This window comes from Mesorhizobium neociceri (assembly GCF_013520985.1).
Taxonomy (GTDB): Bacteria; Pseudomonadota; Alphaproteobacteria; order Rhizobiales; family Rhizobiaceae; genus Mesorhizobium; species Mesorhizobium neociceri.
In genome coordinates this window covers 199,533-223,018 of sequence record NZ_JACDTY010000008.1, presented here as the reverse complement: position 1 = coordinate 223,018, position 23,486 = coordinate 199,533, and the positions used below count along the sequence as shown (strand labels likewise).

The following is a 23,486-nucleotide window of genomic DNA, read 5'->3' as shown; positions in this document are numbered from 1 at the left end:
ATTCCGCGTCGCTAAAGTTGTATCAGTTGATTGATTGTGCAGCCGTTTTAGGGCCTGATTGACGATTTGGTTTACTAATGGCGCAGAAGGATGATCACTGAAAAGTAAACCCGGCTCAGGCATCATTGCGGATCGACCGCGCTGCGGAGCGAACTCGGCGGAATTGGATCAGAGGAAGTCGGATGGCCGTTGGTGGCAAGGAGCGGAGGCCGTCAAAGGAAGGTAAGCCTCGCCGCGTCTGCGTCGTGGCAAATGTAATCGGTCAGGCTGGCGAAGACGCCGCCATGGTCGAACTGGCCAGGCTTTTCGCCGAAGATGGCGACGACGTCACCCTGCTATGGGTTCCCGGCAGGGATGCAGCATCTCTAGGGGAGGAGGCAGCGCGCCACCGCGACCTGGAGTCGGCCTCGGTGCGACTGGAAATTCTCGACAAGTCCGATCAGTTGCTTCCTTCGCTGGCGACGCCCGAGAGCCGGTCCGCCGCTGTGCTGCATTATCTCGAACGGTCCGGCCACGATTTGGTCTACGCGCCGCTTGAGGGCGGGTTGCCTTACTACACGCTGCTTGCGGTCGAGACTGCGGCCTTTGCCGCGCCGCCGATCGTGGTCGTCGCCCACGCTCCGGAAGAATGGGAACATGAAGCCGACAAGGCGTTCATGGACAGCACCGAGGCGATTGCCGTCGCCTACATGGAGAAATACTGCGCCGAGATGGCGAACAGGACGATCTGTGTGTCGGCCGCCTTGCGACAGTGGATGTTGTCGAAGGGCTGGAAGGTGAAGAAGGCGATAGTGACGCCGATGTTGCCGTTGCAGGATCGTCTCGGTCCAGCCGGAGCGCGGCCGTCGATTGCGACGAGAAGCGCCAGAGAACTTGCCGTCTTGGCCGGGTGGCGCTTCCGCGATGGCCTGACGCTGCTTTGCGACGCGCTCGACATCATCGCGCCGACAGCGCCAAAAGAGCTGACGGTCACCGCATTCGGTCCATTCGGAAAGATCATGGGCGAGCACAGCGGTGGACTGCTTCTGAGGCGCGCCGAGCAGTGGCCGTTCAAGCTCAACCTGTTGGCGCGCGCAAGCCCCGCCGCAAGGCTCGACTACGTCGCGCGGACCGGCGCACTCGCCGTCATCCCCGCCCGCGCCGCGTCGACGGGCGCGGCGGTCGCCGCCTGTACCGAGGCGGGACTGCCCTTCGTTGCGACCAATGTCGACGCGAACGCCGAGAGCTGGAATGCGCAGGCCAGGCAACCGCGGCTGGTCGATCCTGACGCTGCCGCGTTGGCGCAGGCGATTTCGGCGGCGCTCAATGACCCGCCTCGCCCGCTGCCTGTCGACCGCCAATGTCGGCAGTCCTGGCTGGATACGCGCAATTTGCCGACGCCGGCCAGGCGCAGGCGCGTCGACAAAAGTGCCGGGTCGTTACCACTGGTCTCAATCGTCATGGCCCATCGCAACCGGCCACTCTATCTGAAACAGGCAATCGCGGCGATCGAGGCGCAAACCTACGATCACCTGGAACTGGTTCTAGTCGACGACGGAAGCGACCTGGACGAAGCCAGGCGATTGCTGGATACGCTGGAACCGACCTTCCGTAAGCGCGGATGGAAAATCCTGCGCCGACCGCACAAGCATCTCGGCGCGGCGCGAAATGCCGGCATCCGCGCTTCGCGTGGCGCGCTGATCCTGTTCGTCGACGATGACAACGCGCTATTTGCGGAGGCCGTCGATCATTTCGTGCGTGCGATGGCTACATCGGGCGCCGACATCTGCACTGCGTTCCAACTGATCTTCTACGAGGATTTTGTGCCCGAGGATCGCGCCGACGGGCTGATCCAGTACCTGCCCTTGGGTGGTCCCGACGCGCTCGGCCTGATCCACAACGTCTACGGCGACGCGAATGCGATGATGCGCCGATCTGTGTTCTCGCAGATCGGGTTCTTGATCGAAAAACCCGGCTACGCCATGCACGACTGGGAGTTCTTTGCGCGAGCCTCTCTCGCGGGTCTCAAGATCAGGACGATTCCAAAGCCGCTATACTGGTATCGTTCGAAACCGGATGGAATGTTCCGGACGTCGAATTGGTACGACAACCGGCTTCCCGTCATGGAGGCGTTCAGCTCGAGCCAATCCGATGACGTCCACCTGCTGTTTCATTTGGCCATCGCCCAGAACACGCACCGGTCCGAAATTGAAAGTGCTCGCGAAAACCTGAAATATGTCCCCGGCAATCGAAAATATCTGGAGCTGTGCGACATCGAACCGAACAGCGATGCGGCCATAGAGAAACTCGCGAGCATTGCCGGGTCGATCGGCCGCCCCGATACGGCTGCCACCTTGCTTGGACGCCCCGCCGCCACATACCACAATGCCCCGGGCCGTCCTGATGTCGGCGGCAGTTCGGTCACCCTCGACTACGACATACTGAGGAGCGCACGGTTGCTTACACCGCGCGTCTCGGCTCTCCCGCTGCTGCTTGTCGCGCCGGACGACGGCGGGGTATTCTTGCGTCCGCATGTGGACGGCGCGGTCGCTGCATCGCTTGATCATCAATTTCCAGCCTTCTTCCGGAAGGTGGAAGCAACCGTTGAAATCGCTCATGCCGATGCGCCGGCGATGGATTTTGCTCTCGCCCTTGCTCGACCCGACCAAACCATAGATTGGCAACAGGACGTCGGCGCGCAAACGATCGCCTTTTCAGGCTGGATAAGCATCGAAGACAGATTTGTGCGCCATCCCTTGGTGGCAGCGCTTCGCGCACGACGGAAGATGCCGCTTTCAATCGTTCTCGCCGTTCGTTTCGCTGGAACGTCCAATGGTTTTCCAACCAATGCTTTCTTTCGGAAGCTGACACTGTTCAGCGACTAGCGGCGATCCGCCCAAAGCAAATGAAATCTCCGAGCGCCAGCGAGGCCCCGGTCCGACCAATTGCGCGCGTTAACCACGTTTGCCCAAACTTGCCGAAATGGTTGACAAAACGTTAATAGATGCTAATATTTCAGTGGGTTGTTTTGTGTGTGTGGGGTGCGTTATGCGCAAGGTTCATTCGTTGCTTTTGGGCGGACTTAGTCTGCTGGGGCTGAGCGTCGCTTTCACAGGCGCGGCGCAGGCGAGTATCGATGTTGGTGTCAAGGAAGCCGAGCTCGCATGCGAGCAGGCCCTCAAAACTGGCACAATCGAGGCGCTTGAGGACTATCTGCACCGTTACCCGAATGCTCCGACCGCCTGCAAGGCGCTTGCTCTCAACAGTCTGGGCCAGTTTGCGGGCGGTGATGGGAGCAATGATCACGGTGAAGGCGGCGGCCGCTACGGCGGATAAGCATCAGCCGAATTTTGCCCTTCAATAATTCGGGCACGTCAGTTGGCGTAGTCGCTACCTTGGTGTTGTACGGCGAGGGTTGATACGAATCCGCCATAGCGCTCCGAGGTTTTCATCCAGCCGAGCTCCACCAGTTGCGCGGCGTCACCGCGATAGCGGACAGACCTTTGATTGCGGAGCGCGAGTTTCGGATTGCGCTCCAGGGCCTCCATGTAGGCAGCGCGCTCCTCAAGCGTCTTCTCCTTGAGTTGCGCATTTTCACTCAGAGACGACGCTGATTTCTGGCGAAATCCCCAGACGAATTTGAAGTGCAGCAATGCGACGCGGAGTTCGCTGAATCGGACCTTGCTGATCGTGTGCTGTGCGACGTGATAATGCGTGCCCCGCCCCCATTTTACGATCGGCACCTTTGTCAGGCACGGGGGAAAGGTTTGCTTGAACCGGCCGTGCCAGAAGACCCGTTCCCTCACGCCACCGAACATCTGCTCGGGTGGATACATACCGTCGCGGGCGCGCATCCACCCTGGCTCCGGGTCGAAGTAAGGTGAAGCTTCAACAAGAGGTATCGTGCCATCATAGCTGTATTCGGCCAACGGGCCGTCGGCATACATATCGATCATGGAGCCTATCACAGCGTCCGCGCCGGTCGAATCGAGGTAGCTGCAAAGCTGCCGCAGGTTCGCCCGCTCAAAATCGGGATAGACGAGAAGCTCGTCAGCGTCGATCGAAAGGCACCAATGGCCGGTGCCGAACACATTCATGAGCGTGTTGATCCATCGCGGCGGATCGATGTTTTCAGCGAAATGCGATCCTTCCGTGTGGAAGCAGTGGCTGTCCGGCTGCTCCAGGATCAGCTCACGCGTCCCGTCCGTGGAGCCATTGTCCAGGAAGAAAAAGCGATCGACGCCGAGGCCGCGGTAGTGGTCGAGAAGTTGCCGCAGCAATTTGGCTTCGTTGCGCAGTCCGACAAAGCACAAGATCTCGCCATCGGTCACGTCAATCGGCCGGTCGTCCAGTCGCGCGAGATGCTTTGGGGAGCGAAGTTCAACCATCCGAACGTCATCAAGCCATTTTACGCGAAAGGCAGGTGCGGTATGGAGAGTCCCGCGAAACGATTATCAAAGTGTTATCCAACTGTTGGCAAGACTGTTTCAAACGAAGCGGGCTGACAAGGGGGACTCATTGAGCGTTGGTTCCAAGGCAGGCGCTATGCCCAAGGGCAAGCGACAGGCAAGCCAGAAGCCTCGCAATGTGTGTGTCGTTTCGGAGGTTGAGTTCGGCTCGACGGTTACTGGCGATCACGGATCGGTGACCTACGCGCTGGCGCAGCATCTGGCGGGAACCGGTGACACCGTGACGCTGCTTTGGGCGCCGAGCCCGCTCGGCAGCCAACCCGACGATCAGGAAATCGCCAGGCTACGCAAATGGTGCTTCGACAATTTCCTGGTGCGGCTCGAATTGTTGCCGCAGTCGCCCGAGTTGCTGCGCGGCATGGATTCCAGCGACAAGAACTCATTGGCTGTCTACCACTACCTCAAGCAAAACGCATTCGACGTCGTCTATTTTGCGCTTGAAGGCGGACTGGCGCATTTCTCTACCCTTGCTAAGCGAACAGGCGTCTTTCCCGACCCTCCTGCGATCGTCGTGCTCGCGCATGAGCCGCTTATGTGGAAGCTGGAAGCCAATTCCCGGGCGGTCGAACGAAAAGAGCAGATGACCGTCGCGCACATGGAAAAGACGTCGGCCGAGACGTGCGACCATCTTGTCATCGCTGGCCAGTCGCTGCTCGACTGGATGGCCAAGGCGGCATGGAAGCTGCCCGCCAGCCATCACATTGCTGCGCCCCTTGAGCCGGAGGAGTGGCGTTCGAACTTCGCTGTCGATCACTACACGCCGCGAGAGCGGCCCGCCGCCGAAGTGGTTCATTTCTCAGGCACAGAGGCGCGTGATGGACTGACGCTGTTCTGCGATGCGCTCGATCGTCTGGCCGACAGCGGCGTCACCGATCTGACAGTGACCGTTGTCGGCGTGTTTGGTCATGTCCTGGGCGAGCATTCGGGCGGCATGATCGTTCGGCGTGCGCGGCAATGGCCGTTCAAATTGAAGCTCCTGCCCATTCGAGATGAGCCTGATATCTACAGGTACCTGCGGCAGAGTCATGCGCTGGTGGCGATGACGCACTCAGCGGCTCAGCTCCCGCTGGAAGTGATGACGTGCCTCGACGAAGAGATTCCGTTCGTCGCGACAGATGTCGGCAGCATACGTGACGTGCTCCATCCGAAGTCGGCTGACGCCGTCATGATGGAGGCGTCAGCTTCCGCCATCGCGGCCAAAATTGCGTCTGCGCTGGAAAGCCGATCGTTTGGTCCGGCAAAGCCTCTGCAAAAACGGGAAGCGCGCGAGAAAGCCTGGAGCAGACTGCACGCAAAATTCTCCCGTGATCCCGGTAAGGTCTCCAGCCGCAGCCGCAGCCGGCCACCGCTCGTTTCGATCATAACGGCGCACTACAACCGGGCGCGCCTGTTGCCGCAGGCGATTGCCTCGGTTCGACGCCAGGACTATTCCAACATCGAACTGATCGTCGTCGATGACGGCAGCACCGATCCAGATGCAATTAATCTGCTGGCGGAGCTCGAGCCGGAGTTCGAGCAGCGCGGCTGGCGGATCATCCGGCAGAAGAACGGCTTCCTCGGCAAGGCGCGCAACACGGGAATCCGCGCCGCCAAGGGTTCACTGATCCTGTTCCTAGACGACGACAACGTGCTGTTCCCAAACGCCGTCAGTACGTTCGTCACCGGCATGCAGAATTCCGGCGCCGATATCTGCACGACCTTCGCCAAGTGGCTCAACGAGCCCTTCGTGCCGCCGGACACCAAGAGCGGCTACATGCTTTACTTCCCGGTCGGCGGGCCTACGGACATCGCCTTGCTCAACAATCCGTATGGCGATGCCAATGCGATGTTCCGGCGTGAGGTGTTCGACAAGATAGGTTACTTGAACGAAGAGCGGGGGTTTTCCGCAAGCGATTGGGAGTTTTTCCTTCGCGCGGACCTGGCAGGCCTGGAGATCGTCCCCGTCCCGGAGCCGCTCTATTGGTACCGGTCGGCACCGACGGGCATGAATCGAAATGCCGAGTGGTTGAGGAATCGCAAGCCGATCATCGCTGTCTTTCGAAAGCATAGATTCGCGAAAACGGACATGTTCGTGCAACTCGGCATCAGCTCGAACACCGACAATCATGAGAAGGAGCTCAACCTCTGGAATTTGGAACTGCGGGTCAACGACGAGCGGTATCTCAGATTGAGCACTGGTCCCGCTAATACCGCAGACGCAATGCAGTTGCTGGCCGAGATCGCGGCACGCGAAGGCAGAGCGGATACCGCAATTTCGCTTCTCGCCCATGCAGGACGAACCGACTTCGCCCTGGGTGTGGTTGAAATACTCAACGCGGCGACTGAAGAGACCGTGCCGGAGTTGCATTCCTCACTTTACCGCGAGCAGTATCTTTCCGCCGAGCCCATGCGCCTGGCTCATGTCAGTTCGTATCCGGACGCCGATCCGGACCTGCTGAGCTATGTCGAACAATCGCCGGACCAGTTGTTCCTCGAAGCCAAGGGCAGCAACGTCACCATGGCTTTGCTGAAAGGCGTCTGCCCGCCGGGCGCCATAGGCGCGAGTTGTTGGGTTTACCTCGATGAGGAACTGACAGGCTCCGCGCAGTTTCAGCTCGCGATCGTGGACGCGGAAAACCAGACCTTCAGCAATCTCGCCCAGCTGCTTGAGGATGGGAGCGGGAGCGGTTGGGCTGATGTCAGCCGACGGCACGAGGCGCGTGAGATAGGGGCGACCGTCAGTTCGCCGGCAACCGGCCGGCGCGATTTGTTGTTTGCAGTCAAATGCGGCGGCAGTCGCCCGGACGCGCGCGTACTCGGCGGCTTTTCGAGCGTCCAGATCCGCCATGTCGTTTCGACCGACGCGAAGCGCCCGCGCCTCAACGCACCGCAACAGCGCCAACGCATGCGTCGAATGACCAATGATGAGCTGAAGCGTGCGACGCTTGTGACCAACCATCCGTCCGAGCTGCCGACGCTGCTCATCGCCGGCGACAATGGCGGCATATTCCTGCGGCCGAACACGCATGGCCCGGTTGTTGCCGCCCTCAATTCGGCCTTCCCGGCCTTTGCCAGAAGTGTCGTCGCGACGGTGGAGATCGCTCACGATGACGCATCCCCATTCGAGTTCGCCATGGCGCTGGGCAGGCAGGAAGAAAAGCTCGTGTGGAAACACGATGCTCCTGTCGGCGCCTTGTCATTCTCCGGATGGACGCGCGTTTCGAGACCTTTCGAACTGCATGACCTGAAAGTTTCGATCCGGGAGATCGATCGCAAATGGCTGACCATCTATCTGGCAATCCGATTGCCACGCGGCTCGAAGCCGATGCCGTCCAACGCTTTCTGGCGCAAGCTGTTACTGGTGTGGGACTGACAGGCAGGCGTCGTCGATCGCGAGAACGTTACCTTGTCGAAGAACTGAATGCGGTACTAAACTGAGCGAGTTCAGGGAGGTGCCAGAAGATGAAGAAGTCATTCAGTCTTGTTCTGGCCCTTATTATCATTGTCGGCAGCGCAGTATTTTTCGGTGCGATCGCCCAGGAACGCGACGTGGGGCCGAAATGCGTCCAGTGGAACTCGTACCGCGTCCTGTTCGATAAGAGCGACGGCAAGATATCCGGGGAATCCGCTAAGGCCCTGGCAGCTTTCATCAAGGATGCCGGGCACGATTGCGGCTACCGGCTCTACGCAACGGCGAGTAAGGAAGGCAACTACGGCAAAGCCTACGACATCGCTGGTCGCAGGCTCAATGCAACCGGCGATTTTCTCAAGGCGCAAGGCGTCAAGCCCGAAATGGTGCTGGCGCTTTCGCATTGGGTTGACGACGGCGCCGCCGACACCAATACGGCGCGGAGCGCGATACTGTACACGCTGCCAAAGCAAGGAATATCCTGCCGGCAATATGAGAAGCGCAGCCCTGTGCAGGTCGACCTGTTTTTCTATAGCCAGTCGTATGTGATTTCATCGCAGATCAAGGCCGACCTTGAGACGTTCGCCGCCAGCATCCGAGACTCGCGCTGCAACGTCGAACTGACGGCTTTAGCGGCCAAGGAATTCACCGGCGCCGACGCTGCAAAGACGAACAAGGAACTGGCCAAGCAGCGCGTGAAGGCGATCGAGGACATCTTGACCGCGGCCGGGATCGACAGCGACCGTCTGGTGGACACGAACGTCGAGTACGTTGGCGACCAGAAGCCGAACGTCGTTCGCAGTCGTCTGGCAACCGCATCCCTGATGTAACGGCTCGCGAAATCTGGATTGGCCGGCGCCTTTCTGACGCGCCTTGCCTGACAGTTACCTTGTGTTGGCGCTGTCGCGCAGGCGTTCCATCTCATCCAGCAGCATGTCGAGACCAAGCTCGAATGCGCTGACCGCCGACGGACCCCGGGCATAGCCGGCGGCTCGATGACGGCGTGCTTCACCTGGCGCCGATTGCATCGGGACGTTGTCAACACCGCCGATTTCGCGCAAGCCTGACTGAGGGAGTCGCGATGGACGGCGGGCTTGATGCAGGTTTTCGATGACAGGTAGCACAGTGCTGGTCACGGGCGCCCGCGCGCCGGTGGCGCTGCATCTGGCGCGACTGCTGCACGGCGCCGGGCGGCGAGTGATCCTGGCCGACAGTCCGGCCCGGCCGATCGCCGCGGCGAGCACAGCATGCACCGCCTACCATCGCCTGCCGCCGCCACGCTTTGCCGCCGACGACTATGCCAAGGCCGTGGAAGCGCTTGTCCGAGCTGAAGGCGTGGAAACAGTCATCCCGACCTGCGAGGAAGTCTTCTATCTCGGCCAGATCTGGCGAGACCGCGCCATGCCGGCCCGCCTGTTCGCGCCCGACATGGCGATGCTTGCCCGCGTCCACGACAAGCATGTCTTCATCCGGCTGGCGCAAAGCCTTGGCCTCGACGTGCCGGAGACGACACTGCTGCAAAGCGATACCGATCTCGCGAGTGTGCGCGATCGTTCGCGCCAACTGGTGTTCAAGCCGGTGTGGTCGCGTTTTGCCCGTGACGTACTGCTGCGGCCAGCGCCAGGCGAACTCGACGCCGTCCGCCCCTCACCCGCCGCCCCCTGGGTGGCGCAGCGCTTCATCGCCGGCGACGAGATCAGTGCGTATGCGGTGGGGCTGGACGGCAGGCTCAAGGCGCTGGCGCTCTACCGTTCGCTCTACCGCGCCGGCAAAGGCGCCGGCATCTGTTTCGAGCCGATCGAGGATGCGGCTGCCCGGCGCTTCGTCGAGACCTTCGTCGCCGGCACAGGCTGGACCGGCCAGATCTCCTTCGACCTGATGCGCGAGAAGGACGGCACGGTGCTGCCGCTGGAGTGCAATCCCCGCGCCGTGAGTGGCTTGCATTTCTTTCGCGATCCGCAGCGCTTTGCCGACGCCGTGCTGGACGGCGGTCCGGAGGTGAAGGCTGATGTCGCCAAGCTGCAGACGGTGCGGCTGGCGATGTGGATCTACGGGCTGCCGGCGGCGCTGCGATCCGGTGGCCTTGGCCGCTTCCACCAAACTATGCGCGAGGCCGATGAGTTGCTCGATTGGCCGGATGATCCCGCGCCGAAGAAAGCGCAATGGCGCGCTCTGGCCGAGATCGCCGGCACCGCACGGCGCCAGCGCATCAGCCTGCAAGCCGCGTCGACACGGGATATCGAGTGGAATGGACCGGATCAGACGTAGAAGAGATCTCGCAGTTTTCTTACAGCTCGATCTGGTACACCCGCGGCTCAGCTGCCGCCGGTGGCATCTTGCCATCCATGATCGCCGCAATGTCGCGGCGCAGGAAATCCAGCGGGCCGATCGCCGACAGCACTTGCGGCGGGATGCGGGCATTGTCGCTGGCCGATTTCAGCACCCGGCGATCCTGCTGCAGCGCGAAGGCGAAGAGCGGCCGGAAGGCCAGCGCCTTGAGCTCGCCGAACAGGCCCTGGCGCGGGCCGATGAGCCAGCCGACGCCCTCGACGGTCCGCTCGTCCGCTTGGCGCAAATGGAAGGTGGTCGCCAGCGCCAGACCGCCCTTGCCCCAATATTCGAGTTCGACGATGCCCGGATGGCGGTAGCGGCCGATGGTCCTGGCGCGCTCGCCTTCCAGGAGACGGCTGACCAGCCCTTGCTGGCGGTCCTCGCCGGTGTAGCAGCTTTCGACCCAGCCCTCGCCGCCGGTCACCTCGACGCGCACGAGATGGCGCTTTGCGGTGAGGCCGCGCAACACGCCCTTATGGGTGAAATGGGTGTGGGTGGCGTCTAAAATGTTCTCGGCGGCGTCGAGGACCGTCGATTGCGCCGAACTGCGCACGCGCTTCACAACGACGTCCTTGCCCTGCATGCAGTGGAGATAGGGCTCGGCCGCAGGCGCGCCCGACGAGACGAAGACGACGCCGTCGCGCTCCATGGCGGCGTAGCGGCGGACGCGATAGTGCGGGATGTCACCGACATGGCCGGGAATGGCTGTGCAGCGTCCCTCGCCATTGTAGCGCCAGCCGTGATAGGGGCATTCGATCTCGCCGCCGATGACCTTGCCGGTCGACAGTTCGACCAGCCGATGGGCGCAACGGTCGAACAGGGCGGCGATGCCTTGCGCCGAGCGAAACAGCACCAGCGGCGCGCCATCGAACAGGATGCGTTTCGGCTTGGCTTCGATATCGGCAGACCGCACCACCGCCTGCCAATAGTCTTTGTCTTTTTGCTGCCGGGCTTCGCTCAAAGTTCAAATCTCCTGAGCAACGGAATACCGATCCTCGCGAGCACAAATTCCATGATCCGCACCGCCACGCGTTGGCGGCGCGGCAGATGACCGGCATAGACGGCGTTGTATTCGACTGTCGCCACGGCGCCTCGTAAGCGTTTGAAGGCGGCGGCGCCAGCGCTCATGTTGAAGAACAGGCCATGCGCCATGGCATGGTCCTGCGCCAGCGCCATCATCATGCGGTAGAGGCCTTCGCTCACCGGCAGGCCGGTATCATAGCCGACGATCGGCTGCGTGAGTGTCCTGCCGTTCTTCGACAAAGCGGTGACGGCGACCAGGTCGCCGCCGGGACGACGCAGGCCCGCCAGTTGCAGAATGCCGCGACGATGCATCTCGCTGATGTAGCGGGCGGTGTAGTGCGGGTTGAGCGGCGTGTATTTGTCGAGATAGAGCATTCGGTAGAGCGCCTCGCAGCGCGCATAGTCGGCCTCGCTGAAATCAGCATCGCCGACCGTCTCGAAGGGTGTCATGCGCAGCCGCTTGCGGTCGCGCTTCATGTCATTGGTCATGGCCGAACCGCGCTCAGTGAAGATGTAGATCTGCCGCGCCGCCAGCAGGCGAAACCGTTCCGCCTTCAGCGCCGCAATGGTCGAGGGATCGGCGATCTCGTTCAGCGACCGGATGACGATGGCCCGATCGGGAAAGCGCGCGGTGAGATCGTCGCGGATCGCAGCGACCGTCTTGCGGTCGAGCAGTGGGACCGGATTGGTCGAATAGAGCCAGTTGTTGACCTGCACCTGATGGTCGAGGCCGCTGGCCCTGACCAGCGGCGCGCACAGGCCGATGAGCATCCGGATCGCCTTTTGAAGCAAGGGCGAGGAGACGAAGTTGCGGGTCTCGTCGATGGCGTAGTCGATATAGGCGCTGGACGGGCAGCAGATATAACAATTCGGCGCTTCGCTTCTGTCGTTCAGCGTCAGCGGAAAGCAGCGGTCGGCGCTCTCGAAAGTCTCGACCGCCACCGTCAGATTGCGGACGAGGTCGCGCACCGGCACCTCGTTGAAAAGCCGCACGAAAGCGTCGACATCGTGCGGGCTGTTCTCCACCCGGTCCAGTTGCTCTCGCGGCAATGCGGCAGGCTGGTTCACGGCCCCGCTCCCAACCGGCATTCGACGCGGCGTAGTTTACGGCCGGTCTCCAGCGGCAGGTCTCTGCGCACCAGACTGACCGTCGCTGTCGCCTGGCGCGCCGCCAGCAGCGTGCGCACGGCCTGATGCGCGGCGATAGCGGCTTCGTCGGCAAGCCCGGGGGCCAGGCTGAGTTCGATCGCATCGGGCGCGGTCTGGACCAGGCGGAAATCGTCGATGCGCCGATCGACCTTCAACACAGCATTGCGCAGGATGTCGGGCGTCACAAGAATCTGCCCGTGCGGCGACGCGAGCCGGAAGGCATCGTCCATGCGGCCGACGATCTCATCCACTGTGCGCAGCGGCGAGCCGCAGCGGCACGGTGTTTGGGAGAGCCGCAACAGATCGTTCATGCGGTAGCGCGCCATGATCTGGGTCTGGCGGCGAAAGGCGGTGACCAGCGGCATGACCAGGCCATCGCCGGCCGGCTCGAACTCGAAGAACACAGAATCCTCGGCCAGATGCAGCCCACCCTTTCGGCACGTGACGGCGAACAGCCCTTCTGTCGCCATGTATATCTGGTCCAGCGGGCGGCCGAAGAATGTCTCGATCACCGGCCGGTCGACCGGGTCGAGCGTTTCGGCGGCGCAAAAGACGCGCTGCGGCCTGAGCCGGAAGTGCTCGGCCGCGAAATGCCGCAGGATCTTCGGCGGCGCGATGATCACCGTCGGCGCGAAATCTTCGAGCGCTGCGCGCCAGTCCTCCGGCCCGCGCGTCAGGTCGAAGAAGCCGAGGTCGATGCGCCGCGATTTGCGGGCGCTGTCGTAGAGCCCGGTGTTTTGCGGCAGGATCACCGCCACGCGCCGCCGGCGCCACAGCAGATCGGGCACGGCCTTGGCCAGGATCGTGCCCAGCCAGCGGTATTTCTCCGCCTCGGAAATGACGAACAGACCGCGATTGCCCGACGTACCGGTGCTGGCGCCAACCGTCAGATCGCCGATGCGGCCATCGCCGGCCTGCGCCTTCCAGGCCTCAGCGGCCGAGACGCCATGAATGTTGAAGTGGTCGAAATTGCCCATCACCGTCGCCTTGTCGGTCACCGGCAGATCACCGAGATGGCGCGGCGCCTTGCCATAGAACGGGGCACGCGGCAGGTCGCGGTCGAGAAAGCGGCGCAAGGCTCTGGCTTGCCAGCCCTCGAAGTTCTTGCGGCTCTTGCGCGACAGCCATTGTGTCAACACAAACGAGCCGATCGCCTCGGCCGGTCCGTTCACGCGCTTTCTCCAGAGAGATCGTGGGCCGTCGCCGCCGGATCGTGGCAAAGCACGACCTCGCCGCCGGTCGCCAGAAACCGGCGCAGCATCGCGCTCGTCGGCTCGAGCGCGGCGGCATCCTCTGCCAGCAGGGTCGCCGGCAGACCGGGCGTCCGGTTTTCGACCAGGGCTGCGATCAGCCATTGCGCATCAACGGCATAGAGCAGCGGCCGATCCATGTTGGGGAACAACAGGCCGAACTGGCCATCGGCATGGCCGGGCAGATCGACGGCGACAACGCTGCCGTCGCCGAACAGATCAGCGCCACCGGGCACATCACCACGAGACTCAATTTGCTGCTTCGACGACAGCCCGTCGAGCCGGGTCTCGAAGCCATGCGGGAACAGTTCCTTGAACACGCCATGGCGCAGATTCTGCCACGCCGTCTTGGCCTTTGCCCGCGCCCAGGCAGCGTCGTTGGCGATGAAGCGGGCGTTGGGAAACAGAGACAAGCCGGACATGTGGTCGGCATGGAAATGAGTGACGATGGCGGTGCGAACATCTTCCGGCGACAGGCCGAAACGCGCGAGCACCGGCTGCGGCTGCTCGGCCTCGTTGAGTTCGGGCCGAAGGATCGCACTGTAGAGACGCAGCGCCGTGCTGCGCTCGCTGCCTTGAGTCACGTGCGGCGTATAGCCGGTGTCGATCAGCACGGGTCCGGTTTGCGGATGCAGGATCAGCCCGTAGCGGACACGCAGCCTGACCTTCGTCCAACTGCCGCCGCGCAGGATCAGGCGTTCGGCCGCGCTGACAGAGGCACTGTTGGCGAAGACGATCTTCACGCCGCTCCCTCCATCGCCTTGCCGAATGTGCGATCGAGCCCTTCCTCGAACGACACTTTCGGCGCCCAGCCGAGGATGCGGCCAGCCTTGGTAATGTCGAGGCTTTGCGCATAGGCGAACAGGCCAAGACCGTAGCGCGTCACCGGCGGTTCAGGCCGGCCGGGCAGAAGCTCAGCCACCGTCTCGGCCAACCCGGCCGCCAGCATCGCGGGCAAAAGCGGCATTTTCCGCCAGCGCGGCTGCACACCGGCACGGGCGCAGGCCGCCTCGGCAATGCGGCGCACCGGCACCACTTCGCCACCGGAGACGTTGAAGATCTGCCCCTCGGCGGTGCTGCCAGCTGACAGGGCAGCAAGCACGGCATCGACCACGTCATCGATATGAGTGAGATCGATGCGCGCCTTGCCGTCGCGAAACAGCGGCAGCGGGCGCTGCCGCGCCACCTGCAGCAGGCGCGGCAGCAGGGTGCGGTCGCAGACGCCATAGATGCCGCGCGGACGCAGCACCACCGGGCCGGTTTCAGGCGCCGCCAGCACGATCTCCTCGGCCTGCCGCTTGGTGCGGGCATAGTGGTTGACCGGCGGAGGCAGGCCAGCATCTTCGCTGACGCCGAGCTGGTCGCGATAGGCAAAACAGACTGTCGGGCTGGAGATATGGACGAAGCGGCGCACGCCTTGCCGACGTGCGAAATCGACAAGGTTGCGGGTTGCCACGACATTGGCTGCCTCGAAATCCGCCAACCTGCCGAAGGGCGCCGAGAGGGCCGCGCAATGGATGATCGCATCGACGCCGTTGAGCGCGCGATCGGCTGACCTATCGAACGGTTGAGACAAATCGAGGCGAACAACCTTATGGCCATTGGCTTCGAGCGCCGCGCAACGTTTGGCGTCGCGACCAACGCCAAGCGCCGGTGTGGCCAATGCCGCCAACCGCGTCAGGACATGGGCGCCGAGAAAACCGCTGGCGCCGGTGACGAGCACGCGCGCCACGGTCAAGCTTCCAGCGCCATGCCGCCGAACGACACGCCGGCGGAGGTGCCGAGGAACAGCACCTTGGTGCCCTGCGCGATGCGCCGTTCGCGGCGCGCGACATCAAGGGCAAACGGAATGGAAGCGGCGATCTGGTTGCCGTGGCGGGCGGCGATGTCGATCAGCTTTTCCGTGGCAAAACCGGTCTGACGCGTCATGTGGGCGAGCGCGAACGGGCTTGCCTGGTGCGGCACGACGAGGTCGACATCGTCGCGCTGCCAGCCGGCGCGATCGAGCAACTCCGCCACAAAGCCGTTGAAATGGCGTGACGTCACGCGAAACAACTCCTTACCATCCATGTGGAACAGGCTGTGGCGGGCGAATTCCTCCGGCTGGCGATGAAAGTCGAAACGCGTGCCGCCGGAGCCGATGCTGCAGGCGTCGTAGGCGGAAGGGTAGGTGCGCATCAGATTGGCCGCTACCCTGCCCTCTCCGGGCGCTGCCTGCTGCAGGATCGCTGCCGCCGCGCCATCGCCGAACAGGGCCGCGATTTCCGGTTGGTCCTGCCACGGCAGAGCGCGCGAGGCGATCTCGGAAGAAAACACCAGCGCGGTGCGGCATTGCCCGGCCTCGATCAGCCGCGATGCGGTCTCGAAGGCGGTGAGGAAGCCGAGGCAGGTGCTGTTGACGTCGAAGGCGGCGGCCGATCCATCCGCCAGGCCGAGGCGCTGCATGACCAGCGGCGCGGTCGACGGCAGCGGCTGGTAAGGCACGCCGCAACCGCCGATGACGAGATCGATGCCGATAGGCTCGAGCCCGGCGTCGGCAAGCGCGAGGCGCGCCGCCGCGCAGGCCAGGTCGACCTGCGACTCGGCCTCGCAGACATAGCGTTCGATAACGCCGGTGGCAGCTTCGAGATGGCCATCATCAAGCCCAAGCCGCGCATCGAGAGAACGTGACGTCACGCATTGAGCCGGCACGGCTCGGCCGGTTCCGATGATCTTGACCCGCATTCTCAGCCCGCCGCGTGAGTCGCGCTTTTCGCAATCCTTAGATCGGATCGTTCTGACATAACAGCGTCGTTTTCAAGACGCGCCGGCAAAGCATTTAAGCCTTGCGCTCCCAGCGCCGGTCGGGCGTCTGCTGCCAATAGGTCACGGCGTGGCCGGCCTCTTTCAATGTCTTCCAATGCGTCCGAGCCCCTTCGACCTGGGCTGCGTCATGGCCGTCGAACAGGAACACTGCACGTTCGTAGCCGGCGAGATCGGCGGGTGCTGCGCCGTCGACGAGGAAGCGTATCTGCGCCTGGTTGGGATTGACGTCGCTTGTGGTCAACAGGATCGGCTGCTCGGCGGGATAGGCTTCGCGGTCGGTCGCGTGCGCCAGGAAGGAATCGTCCCTGAATGTCCACAGATGCTGGTCGAGCGCGTCACGCCTTTCCTCGCTTCCGGTCTGCACCACGGCGCGCCAGCCGCGATCGACACTGCGCTCGAGCAGGCCGGGCAGCGCATCCTCCAGCGTCGATTCGGTCAGGTGGTAGAACAGGACATCGGCCATATCAGCCCTATCCCTCGTAATTGTCGCGCACCAGGCGGTCGAGCAGCCTGACGCCGAAGCCCGAGCCCCAAGACTGGTTGATCTCGCTCGGCGGCGAGCCCATCGCGGTGCCGGCGATGTCGAGATGCGCCCAGGGTGTTTCCTTGACAAAGCGCTGCAGGAACTGCGCTGCGATGATGGCGCCGCCATAGCGACCGCCAATGTTCTTCATGTCGGCGTTCTTGGAATCGATCAGCTTGTCGTATTCGGCGCCGAGCGGCATGCGCCACAGCCGCTCCTGCGTCGCCTGGCCGGCCGCCGTCAACCTGTCCGAGAGTTCGTCATTGTTGGCGAACAGGCCGGCATAGTGCTGGCCGAGCGCGACCATGATGGCGCCGGTCAGCGTCGCCAGATTGACCATGAATTTCGGCTGGAAGCGGTCGTTGCAGTACCACAGCGCATCGGCCAGCACGAGGCGGCCTTCGGCATCGGTGTTGAGCACTTCGATGGTTTGGCCCGACATCGAGGTGACAATGTCGCCGGGGCGCTGGGCATGGCCGTCGACGGCATTTTCCACCAGCCCGATGATGCCAACGACATTGGCTTTCGCCTTGCGCGCGGCCAGCGCCTGGATCAGCCCAATGACGGCCGCGGCACCGCCCATGTCGCCCTTCATATCTTCCATGCCGGAAGCCGGCTTCATGGAATTGCCGCCGGTGTCGAAGGTGACGCCCTTACCAACGAAGGCGACCGGTGCATCCTTGGCCTTGCCGCCCTTCCATTGCATGACGGCCATGCGGGCGCCGCGCGGCGAGCCTTGCGCAACACCGAGCAGCGAGCCCATGCCGAGCTTCTTCATTTCCTTCTCGGTGAGGATCTCGACTTCGACGCCGAGCGCTTCCAGTTCCTTGGCGCGGGCTGCGAATTCGACCGGGCCGAGCGCATTGGCGGGTTCGTTGACCAGGTCGCGCGCGAGAAGCACGCCGTCGATGACCGCCACTTCGTCGGCGAAGGCCTTTTTCGCGGCGGCCGGATCTGCGGTGTGGATGGTCACCTTGATCGGCTTCTTCGGCTCGGCGTCTTCCTTGTCCTTCCTGGTTTTGTATTTGTCGAAGGAGTAGCTGCGCAGAATGATGCCGGCGGCAAGGTTCGCCGCTTGCCTGCCGCCAATTTTTGCGCCCGGCACATCGAGAATGACGGCCACTTCGGTCGCCTTGCGCAGTGACGCGGCAATGGTGCCGCCAAGCTTCAGCCAGGCAAAGTCATCGAGGCCGGCAACCTTGCCAGTGCCGACCGCCAGTAGCCTGTCGAGCGATGTCCCCTGCGGCGCCAGCACTTCGATGACGCTGGCGAATTTTCCGGAAAAATCCGCCACGGGAAACGCCCGCGCCAGCGTTCCGGCCGGGTCGCAGGCCTTTGCCGGTTCGCCAAGACCGCCATCGTCGGCCGCCAGCACGAAGACGCTGCCCTTTTTGGGCGCGGCAAATTTGGCGAAGGCGATCAACGGTCTCAAAGTCATCAGGTCCTGCTTTCGGAAACGGCTCGGATTTTCAGGGAGAATACGTTTTCAGGGAAGATGCGCGACATTTGGTCGTTTTCCTTCATTTGGCAAGACTTTGCCGGAATCGGGGCCCATATGCGCTGTGGAATCGATGACGATTCGTCGCGGCACGGCCCCGCTTTCCTGCCGCAACCTATTGTTAACCATCGATGTTCTCCCTTTCTTATCCATTGCCGCCGACACTCCGGCCCGCGGGACGGGCGATGTGGGATGGAAGTCGGATCCGCCTGAGACAAATGGCCAAACACACCCAGTTGTACAGGCGCAGCCGGACGACTACCTTGTCTGCGGGCATGATGCCGTTCGGCAAATCGAGAAAAGCCTTACATGAAGGTCGTTGAACGCTACATCATGCGTCGCACGCTTGCGGTGTTTCTCGCGGCGCTAATCTGGACGCTGGCCATTGTCTGGACGACCCAGGTGCTCGCCCGCATCGACCTCGTCACCGACAGCGGCCAATCGGCGCTGACTTTCTTCGAGGTCGCGGCACTCATCATCCCCACTATCATCCCGATCGTGGTGCCGTTCGCCCTGGTGGTGGCTGTTGCGCAGACGCTCAGCGTCATGAACTCCGATTCGGAACTGGCCGTCATCAACGCCGCCGGCGCCTCGCGCTGGACGATTGTGCGGCCGGTCCTGCTGATCGCGCTGGCAGCCAGCGTCTTTTCCTTCGCCGTCGACAACGGCGTCGAACCCTATGCCAGGCAGAAGAACCGCCAGCTGATCGCATCCTCGCGCGCCGATCTTTTGTCGCTGATCATCCAGGAAGGCACGTTCCGCAAGATCGACGACGGGCTGTTCCTGCAGATCGGCGAGCGGCTGCCGGACAACCGGCTTGGCGGCATCTTCGTCGCCGATTCGCGCGAGGAAGGCGCCAATCTGATCTATTATGCAAAGAGCGGCAGCGTCGTCGAAAAGGGCGACGAAAAGGTGCTGATGATGAATGACGGCGTCATTCATCGCAAGTCGCTGACCGGCGACCTGTCGGTCATCCGCTTCACCTCCTACGCCTTCGACCTGTCCGCCTTCATGTCGGCGGCGAACGACATCCTGCTCCTGCCCAAGGACCGAACGACGCAGTACCTGTTCAACCCGGACCCCAACGACAAAATCTTCCAGCGCAGGCCCGGCGCCTACAAGGCCGAGCTCGACCAGCGCTTTTCCGAATGGTCATACTCGCTGGTGTTCGCGCTTATCGCGCTTGCCGTGGCAGGCGATGCGCGTTCGCACCGCGAGGCGCGCATCCACCCGCTGATTACAGCCATTGCCATTGCGCTGTTGGTGCGCTGGCTGGGCTTCTTTGCCGGCGGGAAGGCCGACAAAATCCCGCAATATGCCTATATGGTCTATGGCGTGCCGATCGTCGCCTCGGCGGTCGCCATCTGGTTCATCGTCACCTCGCGCAGCATGGAACTGCCCGATCGCTGGACCGACTGGATGACGAATTTCGCCAGCCGGGTCAGCGATGGCTGGACGGCGCTCAAGCTGCGCCTCACCCGGCGCTACACATCCGGCCAGGGAGCCTGACGATGGGCTGGACCTTGGGCCGCTACTTCTTCTTTCGCTACGTGTCGATCACGATCTGGTTCTTCATCGGCCTTCTGGCACTGGTGTTCCTGATCGACTTCACCGAGCTGTCCGGCCGCATCACTGGACTGTCGGGTTTCACCTACGGTACGGCGGTCGCCATCTCGGCGCTGAGGATGCCGATGATCATGCTGCAGACGGTGCCGTTCGTCGGCCTGTTTTCGGCGATGGCGACGCTTGTGTCGCTCAACCGCAAATACGAGCTGGTGATTGCTCGTTCAGCCGGCGTGTCGGCCTGGCAGTTCCTGTTGCCCTGCTGCATCGGTGCGCTGTTATTCGGCGTGCTGTCGGTCGGCGTGCTCAATCCGATCGCCGCGCACGGTTTTTCCTGGTCGGAGCAGATGGAAAACCAGCTGCGGTCTGGCAATTCGAACGCTGTGGCGGCCGATACCACGCCGTGGATCCGCCAGAAGACCAGCTCCGGTGACACCATCATCGGCGCCCGCGCCATTCTCAACCAGGGCCTGGAAATGGCCGACGCGGTGTTCTTCGTCCTCGATCCGCAAGGCAATATCCTCGAGCGCAAGGACGCGGCGCGGGCTTTCCTGCGTGACGGCTACTGGGAATTGCAGGACGTCAAAGTGTTCAAGGACGGCAACATCCGCTCGGAAACGACCGATCAGTTGCCGACCAACCTCAAGCCGGAATTCGTGCAGGAACGGCTGGCGCGCCCCGAAACCATCCCGTTTTACGAACTTCCCGGCAAGATTGAGGTTGCCCGCTCCTTCGGCCTCAAGGCAAATGCCTTCGCCATGCAGTTCGATTCGCTGGTGGCGTTACCGTTCCTGCTTGTGGCCATGACGCTGATTGCGGCAACAGTTTCAATGCGATTTGCGAGGATGGGGCAGTCGGCAACGATGATTCTGGGTGGCGTCCTCGCCGGCTTTCTGCTTTATGTCGTTTCGGTATTGGTCAAGGCATTCGGCGTGGCGGGATTCGTGCCCACAGCCGTGGCTGCATGGGTTCCGGTTGTCGTGGCTATGTTCTTTGGGGTGACATTCCTGCTATACAAGGAAGACGGCTAGTGAGGGAGGCGGCTTTGCGCAGCCATAGGCAGGCCGGTTTGGCGCGCCTTTATTCGGCGAGCGCCTTGGCATGCCTGCTCGCTTGCGGCGTGCCCACGGCCTCCGCGCTGGCGCAGGACGTCACCGATGTGGCAACGAAGGTTCCCTCCGGCACCCAGATGCTGCTGGCGGCTGACACGCTCGTCTATAACAACGACAACCAGACGGTCACCGCCATCGGCGGCGTCCAGATCGACTATGGCGGCAACAAGCTCGTCGCCCAGCGTGTCGTGTATGATCGCAACACCAAGCGGCTCCTTGCCAGCGGCAATGTCGAGATCGTCAACAGCGACGGCACCAAGATCAACTCGCAGCATATCGACATTACCGACGATTTCGCCGACGGTTTCGTCAATGCGCTGCGCGTCGAAACCCCCGAAAAGGCCTATTTCGCCGCCGAAAGCGCCGAACGCATGGGCGGCGTGCTGACGACGTTCCACAACGGCGTCTACACAGCCTGCGAACCTTGCGAGGACAAGCCGGACAAGGCGCCGACATGGCGGATCAAAGCCAGGAAGATCATCTGGAACGGCGAAAAGAAGACGGTTCGCTTCGAGAACGCGAACTTCGAATTCTTCGGCTTCCCGCTGGCCTATCTGCCGGCGTTCGAAATCGCCGACCCGACGGTCAAGCGCAAAAGCGGCTTCCTGATCCCCAGCATCTCCTTCAACTCCGATCTCGGCGTCGGTGTCAAAGTCCCCTACTATTTCGCCTTGTCGCCGACCTACGACCTGACCGTCACCGGCAGCGGCTATACCAAGCAAGGTTTCCTCGGCGAGGCCGAGTGGCGCCAGCGCTTCAACAACGGCCAGTACACGCTGAAGATCGCCGGTATCCGGCAGGAAGACCCCAACGCCTTCATCGATGGTTCCGCTTTCCCCACTAGCGCTGGCCACAACGTCAATTCGGGCGACATCGGCGATCAGAACAAGTTCCGCGGCATGATGGGCACCAAGGGCCAGTTCGCGATCAATCCGCGCTGGGACTTCGGCTGGGACATCCTGCTGCAAACCGACAAGAATTTCTCGCGCACCTATACGATCGACGGCTACAACGACGCCGTGCATCAATCGTCGGTCTACCTGACCGGCCTCAACGGCCGCAATTACTTCGATGTGCGCGCCATGCGCTTCCAGGTTCAGGAAAACGCACTGGACAGCAACATCTCGTCGCGTAGCGACAAGCAGCCCTGGGTGCTGCCGTCGCTCGACTATGCCTACATCCCCGACATGTCGGTGGCCGGCGGCCAGCTGTCGTTCAACGTCAATGCGCGGGTCATCCGTCGTGACGATCTCGATCAGGCCTATTTCACCCCCTACGTGCCGGCCTCAGGCGTCCAGCGCGTGCGCGGCATCGAGGGCGAATCCGGTCGCGTCACCGCCGAGGCCGAATGGAAGCGTACCTTCACCACCGATGGTGGATTGCAGCTGACGCCGCTTCTGGCTCTGCAGGGCGACGTCGACTATCTCAATGCTTCTTCGGCTTCGCTGACTGCGATAAACCAGATGGCGACAAATGTCGGCGCCACCGACGACATCCGGTCCTCCTTTGCCCGTTATATGGCGACCGCCGGACTTGAAATGCGCTGGCCGGTGCTGTTTTCGATGACCGGCTCCAGCCATATCGTCGAGCCGATGGCGCAGGTCTTCATGCGCCCGAACGAACAGTATGTCGGCGGCCTTGCCGTTCCCAACGAGGATGCACAGAGCTTCGTCTTCGACGCCACGACACTGTTCGAGCGCGACAAGTTCTCTGGCTACGACCGCGTCGAAGGTGGCAGCCGCGCCAATATTGGATTCCGCTATTCGGGCGCCTATGACAATGGCTGGGGCACCAACGCCATCTTTGGCCAATCTTACCAGCTGGGCGGACGCAACTCGTTCGATTCAGCCGATCTGGTCAATGCGGGCGCCGATTCCGGCCTGGAGACTTCGACCTCCGATTATGTCGGCCTTATCGGCTTCAGTAGCCCGAGCGGCTTCTCCGGCTCGTTCAGCGGCCGCTTTGACGAGCAGAGCTTCGAAGTTCGCCGCGCCGAGGTGAAGGCCGCCTATTCCGGCCTGCCGGTTTCGCTGAGCGCCAAATACGCCTTCATCCAGGCGCAGCCTCTCTACGGTTTCACCACCGATCGCCACGAAGTCACGCTCGGCGCCTCGACGCACCTGGCTCAGAACTGGCGAGTCTTCGGCACCGGCACCTACGACCTGCAGCAAAGCGTGCTGGTCAAGGACGGGGTCGGCTTCGCCTACAATGATTCCTGCTTCACCTATCTGATGACGTACTCGGAATCACGCGACATCAACACCAGGGAAGTGTCGCAGAATATCGGCTTCAACCTGTCGTTCCGCACGCTCGGCGATTTCGGCTCGTCACAAAGCTCGATCGACACCATCCAGTAGAGCCGGCTGACGACATCGTTTTGCCGCATAGAGCGGGCA

17 protein-coding genes are annotated in these 23,486 nt (G+C 62.4%); 8 read left to right on the top strand and 9 right to left on the bottom strand.

The window, feature by feature from the left end:
- Positions 1–284: 284 nt before the first annotated feature.
- Together H0241_RS18335 and H0241_RS18330 are read left to right on the top strand one after the other, a co-directional pair.
- Positions 285–2,864 carry a DUF6212 domain-containing protein gene (locus tag H0241_RS18335; RefSeq protein ID WP_181059054.1) on the top strand — a complete coding sequence of 860 codons (2,580 nt, stop codon included), beginning with the start codon at positions 285–287 and terminating at the stop codon, positions 2,862–2,864.
- A 163-nt stretch (positions 2,865–3,027) separates the two neighbouring features.
- The gene (locus tag H0241_RS18330; protein ID WP_181059053.1) at positions 3,028–3,315 is read left to right on the top strand and encodes a hypothetical protein; all 288 of its coding nucleotides are present in this window, start codon (positions 3,028–3,030) and stop codon (positions 3,313–3,315) included.
- Positions 3,316–3,353: 38 nt separating this feature from the next.
- Here H0241_RS18330 and H0241_RS18325 read toward each other — a convergent pair whose 3' ends face one another.
- The gene (locus tag H0241_RS18325) at positions 3,354–4,367 is read right to left on the bottom strand and encodes a glycosyltransferase family 2 protein (protein ID WP_181059052.1); all 1,014 of its coding nucleotides are present in this window, start codon (positions 4,365–4,367) and stop codon (positions 3,354–3,356) included.
- 157 nt (positions 4,368–4,524) lie between these two features.
- Here H0241_RS18325 and H0241_RS18320 point away from each other — a divergent pair, with 157 nt between their 5' ends.
- The 3 genes from H0241_RS18320 (at position 4,525) to H0241_RS18310 (ending at position 10,104) form a co-directional block, all read left to right on the top strand.
- Complete coding sequence (locus H0241_RS18320) at positions 4,525–7,800, top strand: DUF6212 domain-containing protein (RefSeq protein WP_181059051.1); 3,276 nt, start codon at positions 4,525–4,527, stop codon at positions 7,798–7,800.
- A gap of 89 nt (positions 7,801–7,889) precedes the next feature.
- Complete coding sequence (locus tag H0241_RS18315; RefSeq protein WP_181059050.1) at positions 7,890–8,666, top strand: OmpA family protein; 777 nt, start codon at positions 7,890–7,892, stop codon at positions 8,664–8,666.
- Positions 8,667–8,946: 280 nt separating this feature from the next.
- A complete protein-coding gene (locus H0241_RS18310) occupies positions 8,947–10,104 on the top strand; it encodes an ATP-grasp domain-containing protein (protein WP_181059049.1) in 1,158 nt (385 codons plus the stop codon).
- Between the two features lie 19 nt (positions 10,105–10,123).
- Here H0241_RS18310 and H0241_RS18305 read toward each other — a convergent pair whose 3' ends face one another.
- From H0241_RS18305 to H0241_RS18270, 8 genes are all read right to left on the bottom strand, one after another.
- Positions 10,124–11,128, bottom strand: a complete 1,005-nt coding sequence (locus H0241_RS18305) for a Rieske (2Fe-2S) protein (protein ID WP_181059048.1) — start codon at positions 11,126–11,128, stop codon at positions 10,124–10,126.
- Positions 11,125–12,258 carry a GNAT family protein gene (locus H0241_RS18300; RefSeq protein ID WP_328824748.1) on the bottom strand — a complete coding sequence of 378 codons (1,134 nt, stop codon included), beginning with the start codon at positions 12,256–12,258 and terminating at the stop codon, positions 11,125–11,127. The genes H0241_RS18305 and H0241_RS18300 overlap by 4 nt, the downstream gene beginning before the upstream one ends.
- Positions 12,255–13,511, bottom strand: a complete 1,257-nt coding sequence (locus tag H0241_RS18295) for a F390 synthetase-related protein (protein ID WP_181059046.1) — start codon at positions 13,509–13,511, stop codon at positions 12,255–12,257. The genes H0241_RS18300 and H0241_RS18295 overlap by 4 nt, the downstream gene beginning before the upstream one ends.
- The gene (locus tag H0241_RS18290) at positions 13,508–14,332 is read right to left on the bottom strand and encodes an MBL fold metallo-hydrolase (RefSeq protein ID WP_181059045.1); all 825 of its coding nucleotides are present in this window, start codon (positions 14,330–14,332) and stop codon (positions 13,508–13,510) included. The genes H0241_RS18295 and H0241_RS18290 overlap by 4 nt, the downstream gene beginning before the upstream one ends.
- On the bottom strand, positions 14,329–15,321 hold the full coding sequence (locus tag H0241_RS18285) for an NAD-dependent epimerase/dehydratase family protein (RefSeq protein ID WP_181059044.1): 993 nt from the start codon (positions 15,319–15,321) through the stop codon (positions 14,329–14,331). Before H0241_RS18285 ends, H0241_RS18290 begins: the two co-directional genes overlap by 4 nt.
- Before the next feature lie 2 nt (positions 15,322–15,323).
- Positions 15,324–16,265: a 3-oxoacyl-[acyl-carrier-protein] synthase III C-terminal domain-containing protein gene (locus H0241_RS18280; RefSeq protein WP_328824747.1), complete on the bottom strand. Its 942-nt coding sequence runs from the start codon at positions 16,263–16,265 to the stop codon at positions 15,324–15,326.
- A 142-nt stretch (positions 16,266–16,407) separates the two neighbouring features.
- Positions 16,408–16,857 (bottom strand): DNA polymerase III subunit chi, encoded by a 450-nt coding sequence (locus H0241_RS18275; protein WP_181059042.1) that lies wholly within the window; start codon positions 16,855–16,857, stop codon positions 16,408–16,410.
- 7 nt (positions 16,858–16,864) lie between these two features.
- Positions 16,865–18,355, bottom strand: a complete 1,491-nt coding sequence (locus H0241_RS18270) for a leucyl aminopeptidase (protein WP_181059041.1) — start codon at positions 18,353–18,355, stop codon at positions 16,865–16,867.
- Positions 18,356–18,724: 369 nt separating this feature from the next.
- On the opposite strand from H0241_RS18270, the gene lptF reads away from it, so the two are divergent.
- From lptF to H0241_RS18255, 3 genes are read left to right on the top strand one after another with little or no spacing between them, the layout of a single operon-like run.
- Positions 18,725–19,924 (top strand): LPS export ABC transporter permease LptF, encoded by a 1,200-nt coding sequence (lptF, locus tag H0241_RS18265; protein WP_181059040.1) that lies wholly within the window; start codon positions 18,725–18,727, stop codon positions 19,922–19,924.
- 2 nt (positions 19,925–19,926) lie between these two features.
- Complete coding sequence (gene lptG / locus H0241_RS18260) at positions 19,927–21,009, top strand: LPS export ABC transporter permease LptG (protein WP_181059039.1); 1,083 nt, start codon at positions 19,927–19,929, stop codon at positions 21,007–21,009.
- Positions 21,009–23,447: an LPS-assembly protein LptD gene (locus tag H0241_RS18255; protein ID WP_181059038.1), complete on the top strand. Its 2,439-nt coding sequence runs from the start codon at positions 21,009–21,011 to the stop codon at positions 23,445–23,447. The genes lptG and H0241_RS18255 overlap by 1 nt, the downstream gene beginning before the upstream one ends.
- Positions 23,448–23,486 lie beyond the last annotated feature (39 nt).